This window comes from Serratia sp. CY32780 (assembly GCF_052169135.1).
Classification (GTDB): Bacteria; Pseudomonadota; Gammaproteobacteria; order Enterobacterales; family Enterobacteriaceae; genus Serratia; species Serratia sarumanii.
The window spans coordinates 2,159,841-2,174,051 of the sequence record NZ_JBJNLI010000001.1; the positions used below are offsets into that span (position 1 = coordinate 2,159,841).

A 14,211-nucleotide genomic window follows, 5' to 3' on the forward strand; every position below is an offset into this window, starting at 1 on the left:
CCTAGAATAGGCCCGGCAACAAAAAAAATATCGCCTTGCATCACCTTGATTTTCCGCGGCGATAAAATACGTTTATCTCGAGTAAAAAAAATAAAAACAACCCCGTCACGCATTGTTAAATGCGCGGCAGATAACTGACACCCTGAATAAATGCGTCCGGCGCCTGTCGGCTGCAGGGCGCAGCATCGACCTTTGCTAACCACAGGAGCGAGATCATGATTAAAGCGAAAAGCAACCGCAAGGCACGCCGGTTATTCGGTTTGACCCACTGGAAAAGCAACAAGTTTAGAGTTTCTTTTACCGAGACGGCCGACGGCGGGAAATGGAAAGTGGTGAAGAAAAAGAAATAATACCGTACGGTTTTTAGCAAAACACTCCGGGTTGCGCCCGTATCCGGCCTCTGCTGCGCCATTCGACGCTGCACCGGGACGGCAACCCGGCTCCTGCCGTAACCGGCATTGATCACCCGTCGGCAAGCCATGTCGACATCCTGTGCATTTCATTGTCAGGAATGAAATAATGCAGCACGTCGCCCTCGCTGCCACGCTAAATTTAGAGATAATGCATTAATAATTTGATTTACTCACACCTCTTATTTATCCGCTGACAAGAAAAATCGATTTTGCCCCTTATTCCCCCAGCGTTATATTGAGAACGACCTTGCAGACAGCACGCTGCAAATCTCACCAAAATATAATCGGCGTAAATATGAAGATACAATTTCAGCTGAGTGATTTATTTATCTCCGGCATTGCCCTCTTGATCATGAGCACCATTTTAAACACGTTGGGCTTTTCATGGGGTTTGTTTGTTCTGCCGCCTGGCGTCGATAGGTTTGTCATCATCCTGTTTACTTTGTTCGGGTCATTAAAACTGGCCGAGTATATCTGCAAACCCATACGGTGGCTGCTCAATGCAAGCCGCAAGCCTCAAATCAAAAACAACAACCCTAAAAATAACGCGAAGTCGCGTTAACAGGAGATCGACCTATGTTGAGAGAACTGACCAGAGAAGAAATGCAACGGATGAGCGGCGCCGGCGACGGCAATAACGGCGGCGACCGAGATCGCGACTATAGCCGAAGCTCCTACGGCGCGCAGGCGAACGGCTTCCAGCCTAATTGGGCGGCGAAAGACTATGGGCTATTTCAGGATCCTTGTACCGGCGCTGTGGTTACCGGTGCCATTGCCATGGCTGGCGCACTGGCCAGCCGTAACGGCAGTGCGATTGGCACTGCGGCGGCCTCAGCCTTTGTCAACATAGGCAGTCAATGCACTAAAGGGTCCGGCAACGATCGCGGCGTGCCTTTCCGCTGACGCTTAAGGTGAATGGGAACACGCAGACAAAAAAAGGCGCGTCGCTCAGTCAGTAGTGGGAGAACAAGCGACGCGCCAAACGAGTGCGCCCGGTTTCAAGAAGCCTCCCTCCCCGCGGGGCGGAGAGGGTATTTTCTAAGCGCACTAAAGGGAAACCCGTCGCGGTCAGGCAACGGGGTATTGCTCTTAACGATTCATCTGGAACAGCGACATGCCCTGCATATCGCTGAAGGTTTTATACGACGCCTGCAGCGCCGCCTGCTGCATAAAGTAAGACGAAATAGACTCGGCCAGATCGGCATCCGTCAACGCGCTCATCTGGACCTGGTTGGTCATGTCGCGCTCTTTGCCGATGCTGTCCAGCTGATCCATCTCCTGCAGCTGGCTGCCCAGCTCGGCGCGCACGCTCAGCACGTTGTTGTAAGAGTTGTCCAGGCCGCGGTTGGCTTTCGCCAGCGCATCGTTCACCTGCTGCCTGGTGGCCTCATCGGCGCCCTGCAGCGGGGTTTTCAGCGCGTTCAGCGCGATATCAATGCTCTCGAACACGTTGCTGACCGGCGTGCTGCCGTCCGGCTCAGGCTTGGGATTGCTGGTCAACGACATGAACACCGCGTTGCCGGTATGGCCGATGGTCATGGTGCGGTTGGCGTCCACTTTCTGCTGAACCGTCTTGTCGCCGCCCTGATAGCTGACGGTGCCGCCGTTATCGACGAACGGCGCCTTGTCGTTCACGTATCCGCCGAACATATAGCGGCCGTTGCCGTCGGTGCTGTTGGCCTGGTTCAGCAGCTGATCTTTCAGCCCCTGCAGCTGGGTGGCCAGCGACTGACGGTCGTTATCGCTTTCGGTGCCGCCGGCGCTGACGATCAGCGCCTTCATGTCCGCGATGGTGGACGTTGCGCCGGCCAAGACCGTTTCTTCCATCGACACGCTTTGGCGAGCGAAAGTGCGCGCCAGCGTGTATTGGCTGTTTTCCGCCTGCGACTGCGACAACATCACCGCGCGCGACGCCGCCAGCGGATCGTCGGACGGGTTGATCACCCGCTTGCCCGAGGAAAGCTGCTCGGCGGCCTTCATGAACAGCGACTGGTTGCCCGTGATGCCGTTCATGTTCTGTTGGTACATCATGCTGGTGCTCATGCGCATGCTGTGGGTTCCTTACTCTGAGCGTCGGCGCCGTAATCGGCGCCGATTAACAATAAAATCAACGAATATTCAGCAGCGCATCGAACAGCGAGCTGGCGGTCTGGATCACCTGCGCGTTGGCCATGTAGTACTGCTGGAAACGCAGCAGCTCACCGTACTCTTCGTCGAGGTTAACGCCAGACATCGACTGCTGTTGCGCGCCCAGCTGCGTCACGATCTTGGCCTGCGACGTGGCGATGGCCTTGGCGGCAGCGGTCTGGTTGCCGACGCCGCTGACGATGCCGGCGTAAGCGCCGCTCAGGGTCGCCTTGCCGTCCACCAGGTTTTTGGTTTGCAGATCCAGCAGCTTCTTGGCGTTTTCGTTATCGCCGCGGCCGCTGTCGTCTTTACCGGCGGCGGCGATCTTGGATGAATCGGTGATGGCCACTTTCAGATTGCCCGCCACGTCGCTGACCGGCTTCACGGTGAAGCTGTCTTTGGCCTGCGCATTGCCGTCGATGCTCACTTCCAGCCCGTCGAAGTTCAGCGTCGGTTTGCCGTCGGCGCTGGTGCCCGGCGTGGCGTTGACTTTCACATTGTCCGGCAGGCGACTGACCTGCCAGTTGCTGCCGTCGAACTCGACGCGATAATCGTTGGCCTTCACCTTGCCGGTGTCGGTGTAAGCGACCGACAGCGACGCATCGCCGGTGTTGCGGGTGTTATCCACCACCCGGCCGCCGCTGAAGCTGAAGAAGTCGCCGCCTGCATCGCCGTTCAGGTCGAAACCGGCGCGATGCTGCTGGTTGAAGCTGTCCGCCATCGCCAACGCCAACTGGCCCAGCTGATTGCGCACGCCGTCCAGCGTCTCGCTGCGGAATTTCAGCACGCCGCTCAGCGTGCCGCTGGTGATCTGGCCTTCCGGCACTTCGCTGGCGCCGTTGCCGCGGTTATAACCGATGGTCAGACGGGAAGGATCGCTGCTGGAAGGCACGGCTTCCACCTGATAGGTGTTGCTGCCCTGCACCAGGGTCAAACCGTTGGCGAAGGAGACGGTATAGGCGTCGCCGTCCTGCTGCGTGACCTGTACGCCCACCAGCTGGTTCAACTCGGTAACCAGCTGATCGCGCTGATCCAGCAACGCATTCGGCTCGCCGCCGGCGCTGCCGCGCAAACGGGTGATCTCGTCGTTAAGCTTGGCAATCTGTTGGCTGTAGCTGTTGATCTGCTGCGCCGTATCGCTGATCTGCTGATTGACGCCGCTGTCCATGTCGCGCAGGAATTTGTCGGTGTTGTTGAACTGGTTCACCAGGCCGTTGGCCTTGCCCAGCACCGTCTGGCGCGCGGCGTCGTCACCGGCGTTGCTCACCAGGTTCTGCAGGTTGGTGAAGAAATCCTGCATGTTGGTCGACAGCGGGTTGGTTTTGCTCGCCAACAGGTTGTCGATCTGCGAAATCTTCTCGTAATAGGCGTTTTGCGCCCCGAACGAACTCTGTGCGCCGCGCAGCTGGTTGGTGATGAACTGGTTGTACTCGCGGTTGACGCTGGTGACGGTGACGCCGTTGCCGATAAAGCCGCTCATGGTGGCCATGCCGCCGTTCTGCGCCAGGATCGCGGTCTGGCGGTTATAGCCCGCCACGTTGTAGTTGGAGATGTTGTTGCTGACGGTACTGAGCGCCACCTGAGCCGCATTCAGCCCGCTCATCGCGGTATTGATTAAGCTATTGGACATCGGAATTCCTTATGCTGCGGCGCCGGTGGCCCACAGGGTTCAAATTGAGCTGCTGAGCCTGTTCGCTCAGCCTGTCTCGGTTATCGGCAAAAATGAGAAGAACTTGAGGAAAAAAAGCGGCAATGCGGTCAGCCTCCAGCCAGCCTTCATTACCGCCTATCCCCTCAATAATTGGCGCCGCAGCAAGGCGACAAGCATGACGGGGATTTAGAACAACTCGTTCAGATCGTGGGTATAGGCTTTGACCGCCTGTTCCCCCGCGCTCTTCATCTGCTGGATCACGCTGACCAGTTTGCTGGCGTACTGCGGATCGGTGGCGTATCCGGCGCGCTGCAACGCATGCGCCGCCTGCTCCGGGCTGCGCGCGGCGGCCACGTCGGCGTAGCGCGGGTTGTTGGTCAGCAGTTTGACGTAATCAGCGATCGCTTCGACATACGAACCGTAAACCCGAAACTTCGCCTTCACCTTCTTCGCCGCGCCCTGTTCGAACTCGGTGGTGGTGATCTCCGTCACCGGCCCGTTCCAGCTGCCGCCGGCCTTGATGCCGAACAGGTTGTAGCTCGGCGTGCCGTCTGAGGTCGGGATCTCGCGCTGCCCCCAGCCGGACTCCAGCGCCGCCTGCGCGACGATCAGCTGATGCGGAATGCCGCTCTGCTGGCTGGCCACCTTCGCTGGTATCGACAGACGAGCGACGAAGTTGCCGTTGTTGAGCGACAGCGGCGCGGCGGCCGGCGGAGCTTTCGGCATCGCGCGGCGCACCATCTGCTCCAGCGCCTGGTTCGGCAGCGTTTGCAGCACCTCGTTGTCCAACGCCATCGGCGACAGGCCCGTCGTTTCACTCGGCACCGCGTTGGCATTGCTCATCTGCTTGACCATCATGTCCGCCAGCCCCAGCCCTTTTTGCGACATCTGCTGGGCGATTTGCTGGTCGTACATCGAGGTATAGAGCCGCGTTTGATCGCTGCTCAATACCCCGTCCTGCGGCAAGGCGGAACGCATGCTTTTCAGCATCATCTGCACGAACATGCCCTCCACCTGCTGGGCCACCTGCTTGAGGTTGCCCTGCGGGTCGGCCGCCGCGTCGCGCTTGAGGCCGTTCAGCGCCTGGGCGTCATAGGCCGCGCCCGACATCGCCATCAGATCGCCGGCCATCAGATGATTTCCAGCTTGGCGCGCAGGCAGCCGGCGCTCTGCATCGCCTGCAGGATCGACATCAGGTCGATCGGCGTGGCACCCAGCGCGTTCAGCGCGCGGATCACGTTGTTCAGGTTGGCGCTGGCGTTCACCTTCTGCAGCGATCCGCCCTGTTGTTGCACCGAGATCTGGGTGTTTGGCGTCACCACCGTCTGGCCGCCGCCGAACGGCGTCGTCGGTTGGCTGACGGTGTTCTGCCGATCGACCACCACCGACAGGTTGCCCTGGGCGACGGCGCAAGAGTCGAGGATCACATCGCGGTTCATCACCACCGAACCGGTGCGCGAGTTGATGATCACTTTGGCGTCCATCGCGCCGACGTTGACGGTAATGTTTTGAATCTCCGCCAGGAAGCGCACCTGAGAGCTGTTGCCCTGCGGCACCAGCACCTGGATCGTGCGGGCGTCGAGCGGCGTCGCGGTGCCGCCGCCGCGTTGGCGGTTGATGGCGTCGCTGATCTGCTGCGCCAGCGTGAAATCTTCGTCGTTCAGCTGCAGGTTGAGAACGCCGCCGCTGCCGAAGGTGGTCGGCAGCTCACGCTCGATGGTGGCGCCGTTGCTGATGCGCCCGCCCGCCAGCTGGTTGACCTGCACGCTGCTGCCGCCGGCCGCCGCGCCCGCGCCACCGACCAGCACGTTGCCCTGCGCCAGCGCATAAACCTGGTTATCCACGCCTTTGAGCGGCGTCATCAGCAGGGTGCCGCCACGCAGGCTCTTGGCGTTGCCCATCGAAGAAACCACTACGTCGATGTTCTGCCCGGCGCGCGAGAACGGCGGCAGTTTGGCGGTCACCATCACCGCCGCCACGTTTTTCAGCTGCATGTTGGTGCCCGGCGGCACGGTGATGCCCAGCTGCGACAGCATGTTGCTCAGGCTTTGGGTGGTGAACGGCGTCTGCATGGTTTGGTCGCCGGAGCCGTCCAGCCCCACCACCAGGCCGTAGCCGATCAGGGCGTTGTCTCGCACGCCCTGCACCGTCACCAGATCGCGGATGCGCTCCGCCGCCGCCGGCAAGCACACCAGCCCGACGCACAGCGCGATAAACCATTTTTTCAGCATCAGTCAATCCTTAGAACGGTGAAACATTTAAGAAGAAGCGCTGCAGCCAGCCCATGGTCTGCGCTTCGTTGATATAGCCATTGCCGACGTATTCGATACGCGCGTCCGCCACCTGCGTCGAGGTCACCGAGTTGTTGCCGCTGATGGTGCGCGGATTGACGACGCCGGAGAAGCGGATGAATTCGGTGCCCTGGTTGATGGCGATCTGCTTTTCCCCCACCACGTGCAGGTTGCCGTTGGCCAGCACCTGGTTGACCGTCACCGTAATGGTGCCGTTGAAGGTGTTGTTGGCGTTGGCACCGCCCTTGCCGCCGAAGGTGCTGTCGCCGGAAATGTCCATATCGGCGCGCGCATTGCCCAACAGGCCGTCGAGGTAACGCGGCGAGGTGGCGACGCCGAACTTGCTGGCGCCGTTGCGGCTGGCGTTGGCGGAGGAGCTTTTGCTGGCGCTGACGTTTTCCTGCAGCACGATGGTCAGGGTATCGCCGACGTTGCGCGGACGGCGGTCTTCGAACAGCGGCTGGTAGCCGTAGTTCATCGGCTGCACCGTCTGGAAGATCGAGCCGTTCGGCATCGGCGCGCTGGCCGGCGCCGGTTGCGCCGTGGTCGCGCCGTCCACCAGCGGTTTGTGCGGGATATAGGCGCAGCCGCTCAGCGTCAGCATCACCATGCCCGCCAGCCAGCGTTGTCCCTGCCGCGGCAGGATTGCCATCGAATATGTGGTTACCACGGGTATCGCCTTTGTTTCACGAAAGAGAATGACGGGCGCGGCAAGCCGGGCCCGTCAATGACAGATTACAGTTGCGTCAGCTTTTGCAGCATCTGATCGGAGGTCGATACCGCTTTGCTGTTGATCTCGTACGCGCGCTGAGTCTGGATCATGTTGACCAGCTCTTCCGCCACGTTGACGTTGGAGGTTTCCACGTAACCCTGATACAGCAAACCGGCGCCGTTCAGCCCCGGGGTGCTCTCGTTCGGCGCACCCGAGCTTTCGGTTTCCTGGTACAGGTTCTCGCCCACGCTCTCCAGACCGCTGTCGTTGACGAACGTGGTCAGCGTCAGTTGGCCCACCTGCTGGGCGGCGGTTTGCCCCTGCTGGGTGACGCTGACGATGCCGTCGCGGCCGACGGTGATGGACAGCGCGTTAGCCGGAATGGTGATCGCCGGCTGCACCTGGAAACCGCTGGAGGTCACCAGTTGGCCGTTCTGATCGATCTGGAACGACCCGTCGCGGGTATAGGCCTGGGTGCCGTCCGGCAGCATCACCTGGAAGAAACCCTGCCCCTTGATGGCGACGTCTTTACTGTTGTTGGTCTGCGACAGGTTGCCCTGGCTGTGCAGACGCTCGGTCGCCACCGGACGCACGCCGGTGCCGATCTGCAGGCCGGAAGGCAGCGTGGTCTGCTCGGAGGACTGCGCCCCCGGCTGACGCATGGTCTGGTACAGCAGATCTTCAAATACCGCACGCTGGCGTTTGAAGCCGTTGGTGCTGACGTTCGCCAGGTTGTTGGCGATCACGTCCATGTTGGTCTGCTGCGCGTCCAGACCGGTTTTGGCAATCCATAAGGATGGAATCATCGGTTATTTCCTTGCTGCTTAACTCAATGAGAGCAGTGAGTTGGCACGCTGTTCGTTTTCATCCACGCTGTGGATGACCTTCATTTGCATTTCAAAACGGCGGGCGTTGGCGATCATGTCGACCATGGTCTCCATCGGCTTGACGTTGCTGCCCTCCAGCACGCCCGGCATCACCCGCACCTGCGGATCGTTTTGCAACTGATTGCCGCGCTGCTGTTGGGTTTCCGGCGTCAGGCGGAACAGCCCGTCGTCACCGCGCATCACTTCGCGCGCATCAGCCTTCACCAGCTTCAGGCGGCCGATCTGCGCGATGGTGTTCGGCGGATCGCCGGCGTTCAGCGCCGAAATGGTGCCGTCGGCCGCGATGGTGATCTCCGCCGACGGCGGCACCTCGATCGGGCCGCCGTCGCCCATCACCGGCAGCCCCTGCACCGTCAACTGCCCGGTGGAGGAGATCTGAATGTTGCCGTTGCGGGTATAGGCTTCACCGCCGCCCGGCAGGCTCACCGCCAGGAAACCGTCCTGCTGCAGCGCCACGTCCAGCGGGCGCGCGGTGTAGTTCAGCGCCCCCTGGCTCATGTCGGCGCCCGGCGTCGACGCGGTCACCAAGGTGCGCGTCGCCAGGCTCGGCCCGTCGACCGGCACCGCGCGCAATGCGGCGAGCTGGGCGCGAAAGCCCGGCGTCGACGCGTTGGCCAGGTTGTTGGCGGTGATGGACTGCTGCTCCAGCGTTTGGCGCGCCGCGCCCATCGCGGTATAAATCGCGTGATCCATGACTCGGCCCTATTAGCGCAGGCTAACCAGCGTCTGCAGGATGGAGTCCTGCGTCTTGATGGTCTGGGCGTTGGACTGGTAGTTACGCTGCGCGACGATCATGTTCACCAGCTCCTGGCTCAGATCGACGTTGGAAGATTCCAGCGCGCCGCTGGTCAGCTTACCGAAGCCGCCACCGCCCGACAGACCGACGCGCGGCTGACCGGACGCGCCGGTTTCCTGCCAAACGTTATCGCCCTGCGACGCCAGCCCTTCCGGGTTGGAGAAGTTGGCCATGACGATCTGGCCCAGCACCTGGGTCTGCTGGTTGGAGTAGATGCCCACGACGGTGCCGTCGTTGTTGATTTGGAAGTTGGTGTATTCACCGGCGGCATAGCCGTCTTGCGCCACTTTGCTCACCGAGTCGCTGCCCACGTTCTGCTGCATGCTGCCGGCGAAGCTCAGGGTGAAGTTTTGCGCCGGTGCGCCGTCTTTGGCAGTCATCGGGATCACCATGCTGAACTCGCCCGGCGCGCCGTTGGTGCTGGTGGTTTTCACCAGGTTGCCGCTGGTGCTGAACTCCATGGTGCCGGCGTTCACTGGCGCGGCGCTGCCATCCTGGGTATAGACCTGCCACTTGTTGTCGTCGGTCTTGACGAAGTAGGCGTTGATGTTGTGCGCGTTGCCCAGCGAGTCGTAAGCGGTGATGGTGTTGACGTAGTTGTAGCTGTCCTGTTTGGTCGGATCGAAGGTCTTGTTCTCCGGCACCTTATGGGTGGACTTCAGGTTGGTCACCATCTCGCCGGAAGTGGACGCCTTGGCGTTCATCATGCCTTCAGGAATGCTCAGCGGCACCGGGTTGGCGCCCTGCTGGATGGTCGGCGGGGAACCGGCCGCCGGATAACCGGTCAGCTGCAGGCCCTGCATGTTGGTCAGGTTACGGTTCTCGTCCAGCTTGAACTGGCCGTTGCGGGTATAGAAGATACCGCCGTCTTTATCCTGCATGCGGAAGAAGCCGTTGCCGTTGATGGCGATATCCAGCGCACGGCTGGTGCCGGTGGTGGTGCCGCCCTTGAAGTTCTGGGTGATGCCGGACACCTTGACGCCCAGCCCAACCTGCGAACCGGCGAACATGTCGGCGAAGGAGACGCTGCCGGATTTGAAGCCCGCGGTCGCGGAGTTGGCGATGTTGTTACCGATCACGTCCAGATTGGTTGCTGCCGCGTTCAAGCCGCTGACTGCCTGAGAAAAGGCCATGTTATTCTCCGAATAGTGGTCAGGCTATCGTCCGATTGAGCCTGATGCTTAGGGTTATAAGATCTGTCGCACGTCTTCCAGGGTGGCGTTGCCCGCCAGGCCGAGATCCAATTTGGCGCCGTTGCCGTCGCGGATCACGCCGTTGACCAGCCCGAAGTGCAGGCTGCGCGCCACCAGCTGCTCGCCGTTGCCTTTGGCGTTAACCGCCACTTTGTAGGCGCCGTCAGGCGCGGTGGTGCCGTCATCCAGCGAACCGTCCCAGGTGAAGGCGTGTACGCCGGCGGTCAGGCCGCCGATTTCGATGGTGCGCACCACCTGCCCGCTGGCGTTGGTGATGGTGGCGGTCACCTGATCGGCGGCGCGCTCCAGTTCCACGCCGAACGGCGTGGTGCTGACCTTGCCGTCCTTGCTGCCGACCAGAATGTTGTTGCCCGGCACCATTACGCCGTGACCGATCAGCGCAGTCGCCTGCAGCGACTGATTGCTGTTGATCTGGCCGGAGATCGACCCCAGCGTGGTGTTGAGCTTTTCGATGCCCTGAACGGTGTTGATCTGCGCCAGCTGCGAAGTCAGTTCGTTGTTCTGCATCGGATTGGTCGGATCCTGGTTTTTCAACTGCGCCACCAGCAGCGTCAGGAAGCTGTTGTGCAGATCCTGGCTGTTGGTATTTTTGCTGTTGTTACCGATGACGGTGTTGTCCAACGACTCGTTGGTGGTTGCGGCGATAGCCATGGGAACCTCCGGTTACTGACCCAGCGTCAGGGTTTTCATCATCATCGACTTGGTGGTGTTGAGCACCTCGACGTTGGCCTGGTAGCTGCGGGAAGCGGAGATGGTGTTGACCATTTCCCCCACCACGTCGACGTTCGGCATGCGCACGTAGCCCTTGGCGTCCGCCAGCGGGTTGCCCGGCTGATACACCAGACGTTCGGGCGCCGGATCGTCCACCACCTGGGCGACGCGCACGCCGCCGGTCGGCTGCCCGGGCGCCGCCGCGACCTGGAACACCACCTGCTTGGCGCGGTAAGGCTCGCCGTCCGGGCCGGTCACGCTGTCGGCGTTGGCCATGTTGCTGGCGCTGACGTTCATGCGCTGGGATTGCGCCGATAGCGCCGAGCCGGAGATATCAAAAATGTTCAGTAAAGACATGCGCCTTATCCTTGTTGCAGCACGGACATCATCCCTTTGATCTGCCCGTTGAGCAGCGTCAGGTCGGTCTGATATTTCAGGCTGTTATCGGCAAAGTTGGTGCGTTCGCGATCCATGTCCACCGTGTTGCCGTCCATCGATGGCTGGTCCGGCACCCGGTACAACAGATCGAGCTGCGGCGGCTGCAGGGTTTGCGCCGGGATGTGGCGCGCCGCCGTCAGGTTCAGCGACATGCCGTTACCGTTGACGCGCCCTTGTTCCAGCACTTTGTTCAATTGGCTGGCGAAATCGATATCCCGCGCCTGATAACCCGGCGTGTCTGCGTTGGCGATGTTGGCGGCCAGAATTTCCTGCCGCTGGGCGCGCAAGTTCAGCGCCTCTTGGCCAAAGCGCAGAGCCGCGTCCAGTTTGTCGAGCATGCTCCCTCCGCGAGGTTAGAATTTGGAGTCGACAGCATAAACGCCCGCTGCGCCACCCTATCGCGGGAATAAACGCAAAATGGGGCGCTATTTATCTGCTTAGCCTGCGCGCGCTGCGGGTACACTTACGCGTATCCCGATGAGGCTTGAGAAGATGACGATGAAAGGTAAAATGCTGCTGCTTATCGGCCTGCTGTGCAGTCTGAACGCGCGCGCCGACGATCTGGCGACGCAAATCGAAAGCTTCATCCAAGGCAAGTTCAGCGGCGAACCGGTGCAGGTGAAAGTGCGGGTGCGCACGCCGCCGGCCCAATGGCCCGCCTGCGAACTGCCGCAGCTGTCGCTGCCGCCCAACGCGCGGATCGGCGGCAACGTCAGCATTTCGGCGCGCTGTGGCCAGGAGCGGCGTTTTATCCAGACGCAGGTGCAGGTGTTCGGCCGCTATCTGGTTTCGGCGCGCGGCATCAGCGCCGGCAGCCGGTTGACCGCGGCGGATCTGACGTTGAAAGAAGGCCGGCTCGATACCCTGCCGCCGCGCGCGCTGACCGAAGCGGGCAAAGCGTTGGGCGCCGTCAGCCTGCGCAACATCAGCCCCGGCCAACCGCTGACCCTCGCCATGCTGCGCCGGGCCTGGATTATCAAGGCGGGGCAATCGGTACAGGTCAACGCGCAGGGCGAAGGATTCAACATCAGCGGTGCGGGCAAGGCGATGAACAACGCCGCCGCCGAAGACAGCGTGCGGGTGCGCATGGCGTCCGGGCAGATCGTCAGCGGCGTGGTCGGAGACGACGGCGCGATCCGCATTACGTTATAAAAAAGTAAAGGTTCCGCAAACCTTGCCGATAAGACAAATCAAGCAGCATTTTATCGGCCAGCAGGGCCGCAACACTTTCATTGCAGCGTCGTCGCCCGAGAGCGGTCACGGCGTAAACGGAGATGGACCATGAGTATCGATCGCACCCAGCGGTTACAGCCGGTTTCCACTGTGCAACCGCGTGAAACCCCGGCCGACAACCCGCTCCAACCGCGTAAGACCGCCGTGGCCGAAACGGCCGTCAGCGGCACGCAGGTCAAGCTGAGCGAGGCGCAGGCGCGCCTGATGCAGCCGGGCACCCAGGATATCGATATGGGCCGGGTCGAGGCCATCAAGCAGGCGATCCGCAGCGGCGAACTGAAGATGGACGCCGGCAAAATCGCCGACGCGCTGCTGCAAGACGCGCAGAGCGACATTCAATGGATCGCCGGGCGCGACTGACGGCGCGGCGGCGAGTAGCGGTAAAGGATAAGTCATCACTATGGAAAAACTGGCACAACTGCTGGATAAACTGTTGGAAACGCTGCAGGCGCTCAATGGCGTGCTGGAGGAAGAGCACGACTTGCTGTGTTCCGGCCAGTTGCCCGGCGTGGCGCTGCAGCGCGTAACCGATGCCAAAAGCCAGCTGCTGGCGACGGTCGCCTACCTCGAGCAACAGCGCCTGGGGCAGGAAAAAGCCTGCGGGCAACGCGCGCCCTACGCCAGCCATGCGCCCCTGGCCGATCGCTGGCAACGCGTTCAACTGCTGAGCCAAACGCTGCGCGAAAAGAATCAGCACAATGGCCTGCTGCTCAATCAGCAGATCGACCATAACGCTCAGGCGCTGGCGATCCTGAGCAAGAACAATAAATCGCTGTATGGCCCGGACGGCCAGTCGCACGCCGGCAGCCTGCTCGGCAGAAAAATCGGCGTCTGACCTGACTCATTTCGCCCGGTGAACGCACCGCCGGGCGCGGGTTTCCCCGGTTATGCGCAGCCTCTCGCAATTTCTTCTTACCGCTTTCTGAATTCCCTTAACGCTATGCGCCAGGCTGCGCAGAACGGATATTTTCCTGTTCCCCATCACTCCCTATTTCGTCATCTTAGCTCGGTCGTTAAACATCTTGATCTGTACCCATCAAGGGTATATTTTCACACGGAGAGTGAATGACCGACATTTATCTCACAAAAGCCTTCCAGACATTTGCCGGCGACGAACGCATCAGTGACGCCACGATAGTGAAAGCGGCGCGAGAGATGCAAAATCAGTTGTACGACGCCAATCTCGGTGGTTGCGTTTACAAAAAACGCATCGCCCGGATGGGGAGTGGAAAACGGCGCGGGTATCGGGTCTTAATCGCAACGGCAGATGAAGGCAGGATCTTTTTCATGTATGGCTTTGCCAAAAACGAAAGAGACAACATCAATCAGGATGAGTTAATTTCCTGGCGGCATTTGGCGGCGCTGTATCTGGATTATTCACCATTCAGACTGTATCAGCTGGTCAACTGCGGGGAATTAATAAGGTTACAACTATGAGCAAGATGCTGAAATCGATCCACCAGGAAGTTCAGGGCCTGCACCGCGCCGGTTTCGTCGACGACGTGACCATGCGCACCTTCGACATGCTGTGCCTGCGGCCGGTAAAACAGTTCGGGCCGGCCGAGATCCGCGCATTGCGCGAACGCGAAAACGTCAGTCAGCCGGTGTTTGCGCTGTATCTCAACGTCAGCAAAAAGGCGGTGCAGAAATGGGAGCGCGGCGAAGCGCAACCGAACTCCGCCGCGATGAAGCTGTTGACGCTGGTGGAACGCAACGGCCTGCAAATTCTGGCCTGATC

Annotated in this window: 20 protein-coding genes; 9 read left to right on the forward strand and 11 right to left on the reverse strand. The window is 60.7% G+C overall.

The window, feature by feature from the left end:
- Positions 1–215: 215 nt before the first annotated feature.
- The 3 genes from sra to ACJ8HH_RS10490 all read left to right on the forward strand — a co-directional run bounded on the left by sra (position 216) and on the right by ACJ8HH_RS10490 (position 1,316).
- Positions 216–350, forward strand: coding sequence for a stationary-phase-induced ribosome-associated protein (gene sra / locus ACJ8HH_RS10480; protein ID WP_086556932.1), 135 nt, complete (start codon positions 216–218; stop codon positions 348–350).
- 358 nt (positions 351–708) lie between these two features.
- Positions 709–975, forward strand: coding sequence for a hypothetical protein (locus ACJ8HH_RS10485; RefSeq protein WP_033647778.1), 267 nt, complete (start codon positions 709–711; stop codon positions 973–975).
- 14 nt (positions 976–989) lie between these two features.
- Positions 990–1,316, forward strand: coding sequence for a hypothetical protein (locus ACJ8HH_RS10490; RefSeq protein WP_033647779.1), 327 nt, complete (start codon positions 990–992; stop codon positions 1,314–1,316).
- Between the two features lie 186 nt (positions 1,317–1,502).
- Here the strand turns inward: ACJ8HH_RS10490 and flgL are convergent, their stop codons facing one another.
- The gene (gene flgL, locus ACJ8HH_RS10495; protein ID WP_033634987.1) at positions 1,503–2,462 is read right to left on the reverse strand and encodes a flagellar hook-associated protein FlgL; all 960 of its coding nucleotides are present in this window, start codon (positions 2,460–2,462) and stop codon (positions 1,503–1,505) included.
- Between the two features lie 58 nt (positions 2,463–2,520).
- Positions 2,521–4,170, reverse strand: coding sequence for a flagellar hook-associated protein FlgK (gene flgK, locus ACJ8HH_RS10500; RefSeq protein ID WP_033634988.1), 1,650 nt, complete (start codon positions 4,168–4,170; stop codon positions 2,521–2,523).
- Here flgK and ACJ8HH_RS10505 point away from each other — a divergent pair.
- Positions 4,163–4,381 carry a hypothetical protein gene (locus ACJ8HH_RS10505; protein WP_039565507.1) on the forward strand — a complete coding sequence of 73 codons (219 nt, stop codon included), beginning with the start codon at positions 4,163–4,165 and terminating at the stop codon, positions 4,379–4,381. The two genes, flgK and ACJ8HH_RS10505, sit on opposite strands and share 8 nt — an antisense overlap.
- On the opposite strand, the gene flgJ is transcribed toward ACJ8HH_RS10505, so the two are convergent.
- From flgJ to flgB, 9 genes are all read right to left on the reverse strand, one after another.
- A complete protein-coding gene (flgJ, locus tag ACJ8HH_RS10510; RefSeq protein WP_060436440.1) occupies positions 4,378–5,322 on the reverse strand; it encodes a flagellar assembly peptidoglycan hydrolase FlgJ in 945 nt (314 codons plus the stop codon). The genes ACJ8HH_RS10505 and flgJ overlap by 4 nt on opposite strands.
- On the reverse strand, positions 5,322–6,422 hold the full coding sequence (locus ACJ8HH_RS10515) for a flagellar basal body P-ring protein FlgI (RefSeq protein ID WP_004934816.1): 1,101 nt from the start codon (positions 6,420–6,422) through the stop codon (positions 5,322–5,324). The genes flgJ and ACJ8HH_RS10515 overlap by 1 nt, the downstream gene beginning before the upstream one ends.
- Before the next feature lie 10 nt (positions 6,423–6,432).
- Positions 6,433–7,134, reverse strand: coding sequence for a flagellar basal body L-ring protein FlgH (gene flgH / locus ACJ8HH_RS10520; protein WP_004934817.1), 702 nt, complete (start codon positions 7,132–7,134; stop codon positions 6,433–6,435).
- 83 nt (positions 7,135–7,217) lie between these two features.
- Complete coding sequence (gene flgG, locus ACJ8HH_RS10525) at positions 7,218–8,000, reverse strand: flagellar basal-body rod protein FlgG (protein ID WP_004934819.1); 783 nt, start codon at positions 7,998–8,000, stop codon at positions 7,218–7,220.
- An 18-nt stretch (positions 8,001–8,018) separates the two neighbouring features.
- Positions 8,019–8,774, reverse strand: a complete 756-nt coding sequence (locus ACJ8HH_RS10530) for a flagellar basal body rod protein FlgF (protein ID WP_033647783.1) — start codon at positions 8,772–8,774, stop codon at positions 8,019–8,021.
- Between the two features lie 12 nt (positions 8,775–8,786).
- Complete coding sequence (gene flgE / locus ACJ8HH_RS10535) at positions 8,787–10,010, reverse strand: flagellar hook protein FlgE (RefSeq protein WP_033634993.1); 1,224 nt, start codon at positions 10,008–10,010, stop codon at positions 8,787–8,789.
- Positions 10,011–10,064: 54 nt separating this feature from the next.
- Positions 10,065–10,742, reverse strand: a complete 678-nt coding sequence (gene flgD / locus ACJ8HH_RS10540) for a flagellar hook assembly protein FlgD (RefSeq protein WP_033634994.1) — start codon at positions 10,740–10,742, stop codon at positions 10,065–10,067.
- Positions 10,743–10,754: 12 nt separating this feature from the next.
- Positions 10,755–11,159: a flagellar basal body rod protein FlgC gene (flgC, locus tag ACJ8HH_RS10545; RefSeq protein ID WP_004934826.1), complete on the reverse strand. Its 405-nt coding sequence runs from the start codon at positions 11,157–11,159 to the stop codon at positions 10,755–10,757.
- 5 nt (positions 11,160–11,164) lie between these two features.
- Positions 11,165–11,578 carry a flagellar basal body rod protein FlgB gene (gene flgB / locus ACJ8HH_RS10550; protein ID WP_033634995.1) on the reverse strand — a complete coding sequence of 138 codons (414 nt, stop codon included), beginning with the start codon at positions 11,576–11,578 and terminating at the stop codon, positions 11,165–11,167.
- A 160-nt stretch (positions 11,579–11,738) separates the two neighbouring features.
- On the opposite strand from flgB, the gene flgA reads away from it, so the two are divergent.
- From flgA to ACJ8HH_RS10575, 5 genes are all read left to right on the forward strand, one after another.
- Complete coding sequence (gene flgA / locus ACJ8HH_RS10555) at positions 11,739–12,392, forward strand: flagellar basal body P-ring formation chaperone FlgA (RefSeq protein WP_033647785.1); 654 nt, start codon at positions 11,739–11,741, stop codon at positions 12,390–12,392.
- A 129-nt stretch (positions 12,393–12,521) separates the two neighbouring features.
- Positions 12,522–12,833: a flagellar biosynthesis anti-sigma factor FlgM gene (gene flgM / locus ACJ8HH_RS10560; RefSeq protein WP_033647786.1), complete on the forward strand. Its 312-nt coding sequence runs from the start codon at positions 12,522–12,524 to the stop codon at positions 12,831–12,833.
- Positions 12,834–12,873: 40 nt separating this feature from the next.
- Entirely contained in the window at positions 12,874–13,308 is a 435-nt protein-coding gene (locus ACJ8HH_RS10565) for a flagella synthesis protein FlgN (RefSeq protein ID WP_039565498.1), read from the forward strand.
- A 230-nt stretch (positions 13,309–13,538) separates the two neighbouring features.
- Positions 13,539–13,910 carry a type II toxin-antitoxin system RelE/ParE family toxin gene (locus ACJ8HH_RS10570; RefSeq protein ID WP_033647787.1) on the forward strand — a complete coding sequence of 124 codons (372 nt, stop codon included), beginning with the start codon at positions 13,539–13,541 and terminating at the stop codon, positions 13,908–13,910.
- Positions 13,907–14,209, forward strand: coding sequence for a helix-turn-helix domain-containing protein (locus ACJ8HH_RS10575; RefSeq protein ID WP_033632742.1), 303 nt, complete (start codon positions 13,907–13,909; stop codon positions 14,207–14,209). The genes ACJ8HH_RS10570 and ACJ8HH_RS10575 overlap by 4 nt, the downstream gene beginning before the upstream one ends.
- Positions 14,210–14,211: the final 2 nt, after the last annotated feature.

Excerpts from the sequence above, each read along its gene's own strand:
- flgB (WP_033634995.1), bottom strand. The coding sequence starts at position 11,578 with ATGCTCGACAAACTGGACGCGGCTCTGCGCTTTGGCCAAGAGGCGCTG.
- flgL (WP_033634987.1), bottom strand. The coding sequence starts at position 2,462 with ATGCGCATGAGCACCAGCATGATGTACCAACAGAACATGAACGGCATC.
- flgA (WP_033647785.1), top strand. The coding sequence starts at position 11,739 with ATGAAAGGTAAAATGCTGCTGCTTATCGGCCTGCTGTGCAGTCTGAAC.
- ACJ8HH_RS10515 (WP_004934816.1), bottom strand. The coding sequence starts at position 6,422 with ATGCTGAAAAAATGGTTTATCGCGCTGTGCGTCGGGCTGGTGTGCTTG.
- sra (WP_086556932.1), top strand. The coding sequence starts at position 216 with ATGATTAAAGCGAAAAGCAACCGCAAGGCACGCCGGTTATTCGGTTTG.
- flgD (WP_033634994.1), bottom strand. The coding sequence starts at position 10,742 with ATGGCTATCGCCGCAACCACCAACGAGTCGTTGGACAACACCGTCATC.
- ACJ8HH_RS10575 (WP_033632742.1), top strand. The coding sequence starts at position 13,907 with ATGAGCAAGATGCTGAAATCGATCCACCAGGAAGTTCAGGGCCTGCAC.
- ACJ8HH_RS10490 (WP_033647779.1), top strand. The coding sequence starts at position 990 with ATGTTGAGAGAACTGACCAGAGAAGAAATGCAACGGATGAGCGGCGCC.
- flgH (WP_004934817.1), bottom strand. The coding sequence starts at position 7,134 with ATGGCAATCCTGCCGCGGCAGGGACAACGCTGGCTGGCGGGCATGGTG.
- flgG (WP_004934819.1), bottom strand. The coding sequence starts at position 8,000 with ATGATTCCATCCTTATGGATTGCCAAAACCGGTCTGGACGCGCAGCAG.
- ACJ8HH_RS10565 (WP_039565498.1), top strand. The coding sequence starts at position 12,874 with ATGGAAAAACTGGCACAACTGCTGGATAAACTGTTGGAAACGCTGCAG.
- flgE (WP_033634993.1), bottom strand. The coding sequence starts at position 10,010 with ATGGCCTTTTCTCAGGCAGTCAGCGGCTTGAACGCGGCAGCAACCAAT.
- flgJ (WP_060436440.1), bottom strand. The coding sequence starts at position 5,322 with ATGGCCGGCGATCTGATGGCGATGTCGGGCGCGGCCTATGACGCCCAG.
- ACJ8HH_RS10485 (WP_033647778.1), top strand. The coding sequence starts at position 709 with ATGAAGATACAATTTCAGCTGAGTGATTTATTTATCTCCGGCATTGCC.
- flgC (WP_004934826.1), bottom strand. The coding sequence starts at position 11,159 with ATGTCTTTACTGAACATTTTTGATATCTCCGGCTCGGCGCTATCGGCG.
- flgM (WP_033647786.1), top strand. The coding sequence starts at position 12,522 with ATGAGTATCGATCGCACCCAGCGGTTACAGCCGGTTTCCACTGTGCAA.
- ACJ8HH_RS10530 (WP_033647783.1), bottom strand. The coding sequence starts at position 8,774 with ATGGATCACGCGATTTATACCGCGATGGGCGCGGCGCGCCAAACGCTG.
- flgK (WP_033634988.1), bottom strand. The coding sequence starts at position 4,170 with ATGTCCAATAGCTTAATCAATACCGCGATGAGCGGGCTGAATGCGGCT.
- ACJ8HH_RS10570 (WP_033647787.1), top strand. The coding sequence starts at position 13,539 with ATGACCGACATTTATCTCACAAAAGCCTTCCAGACATTTGCCGGCGAC.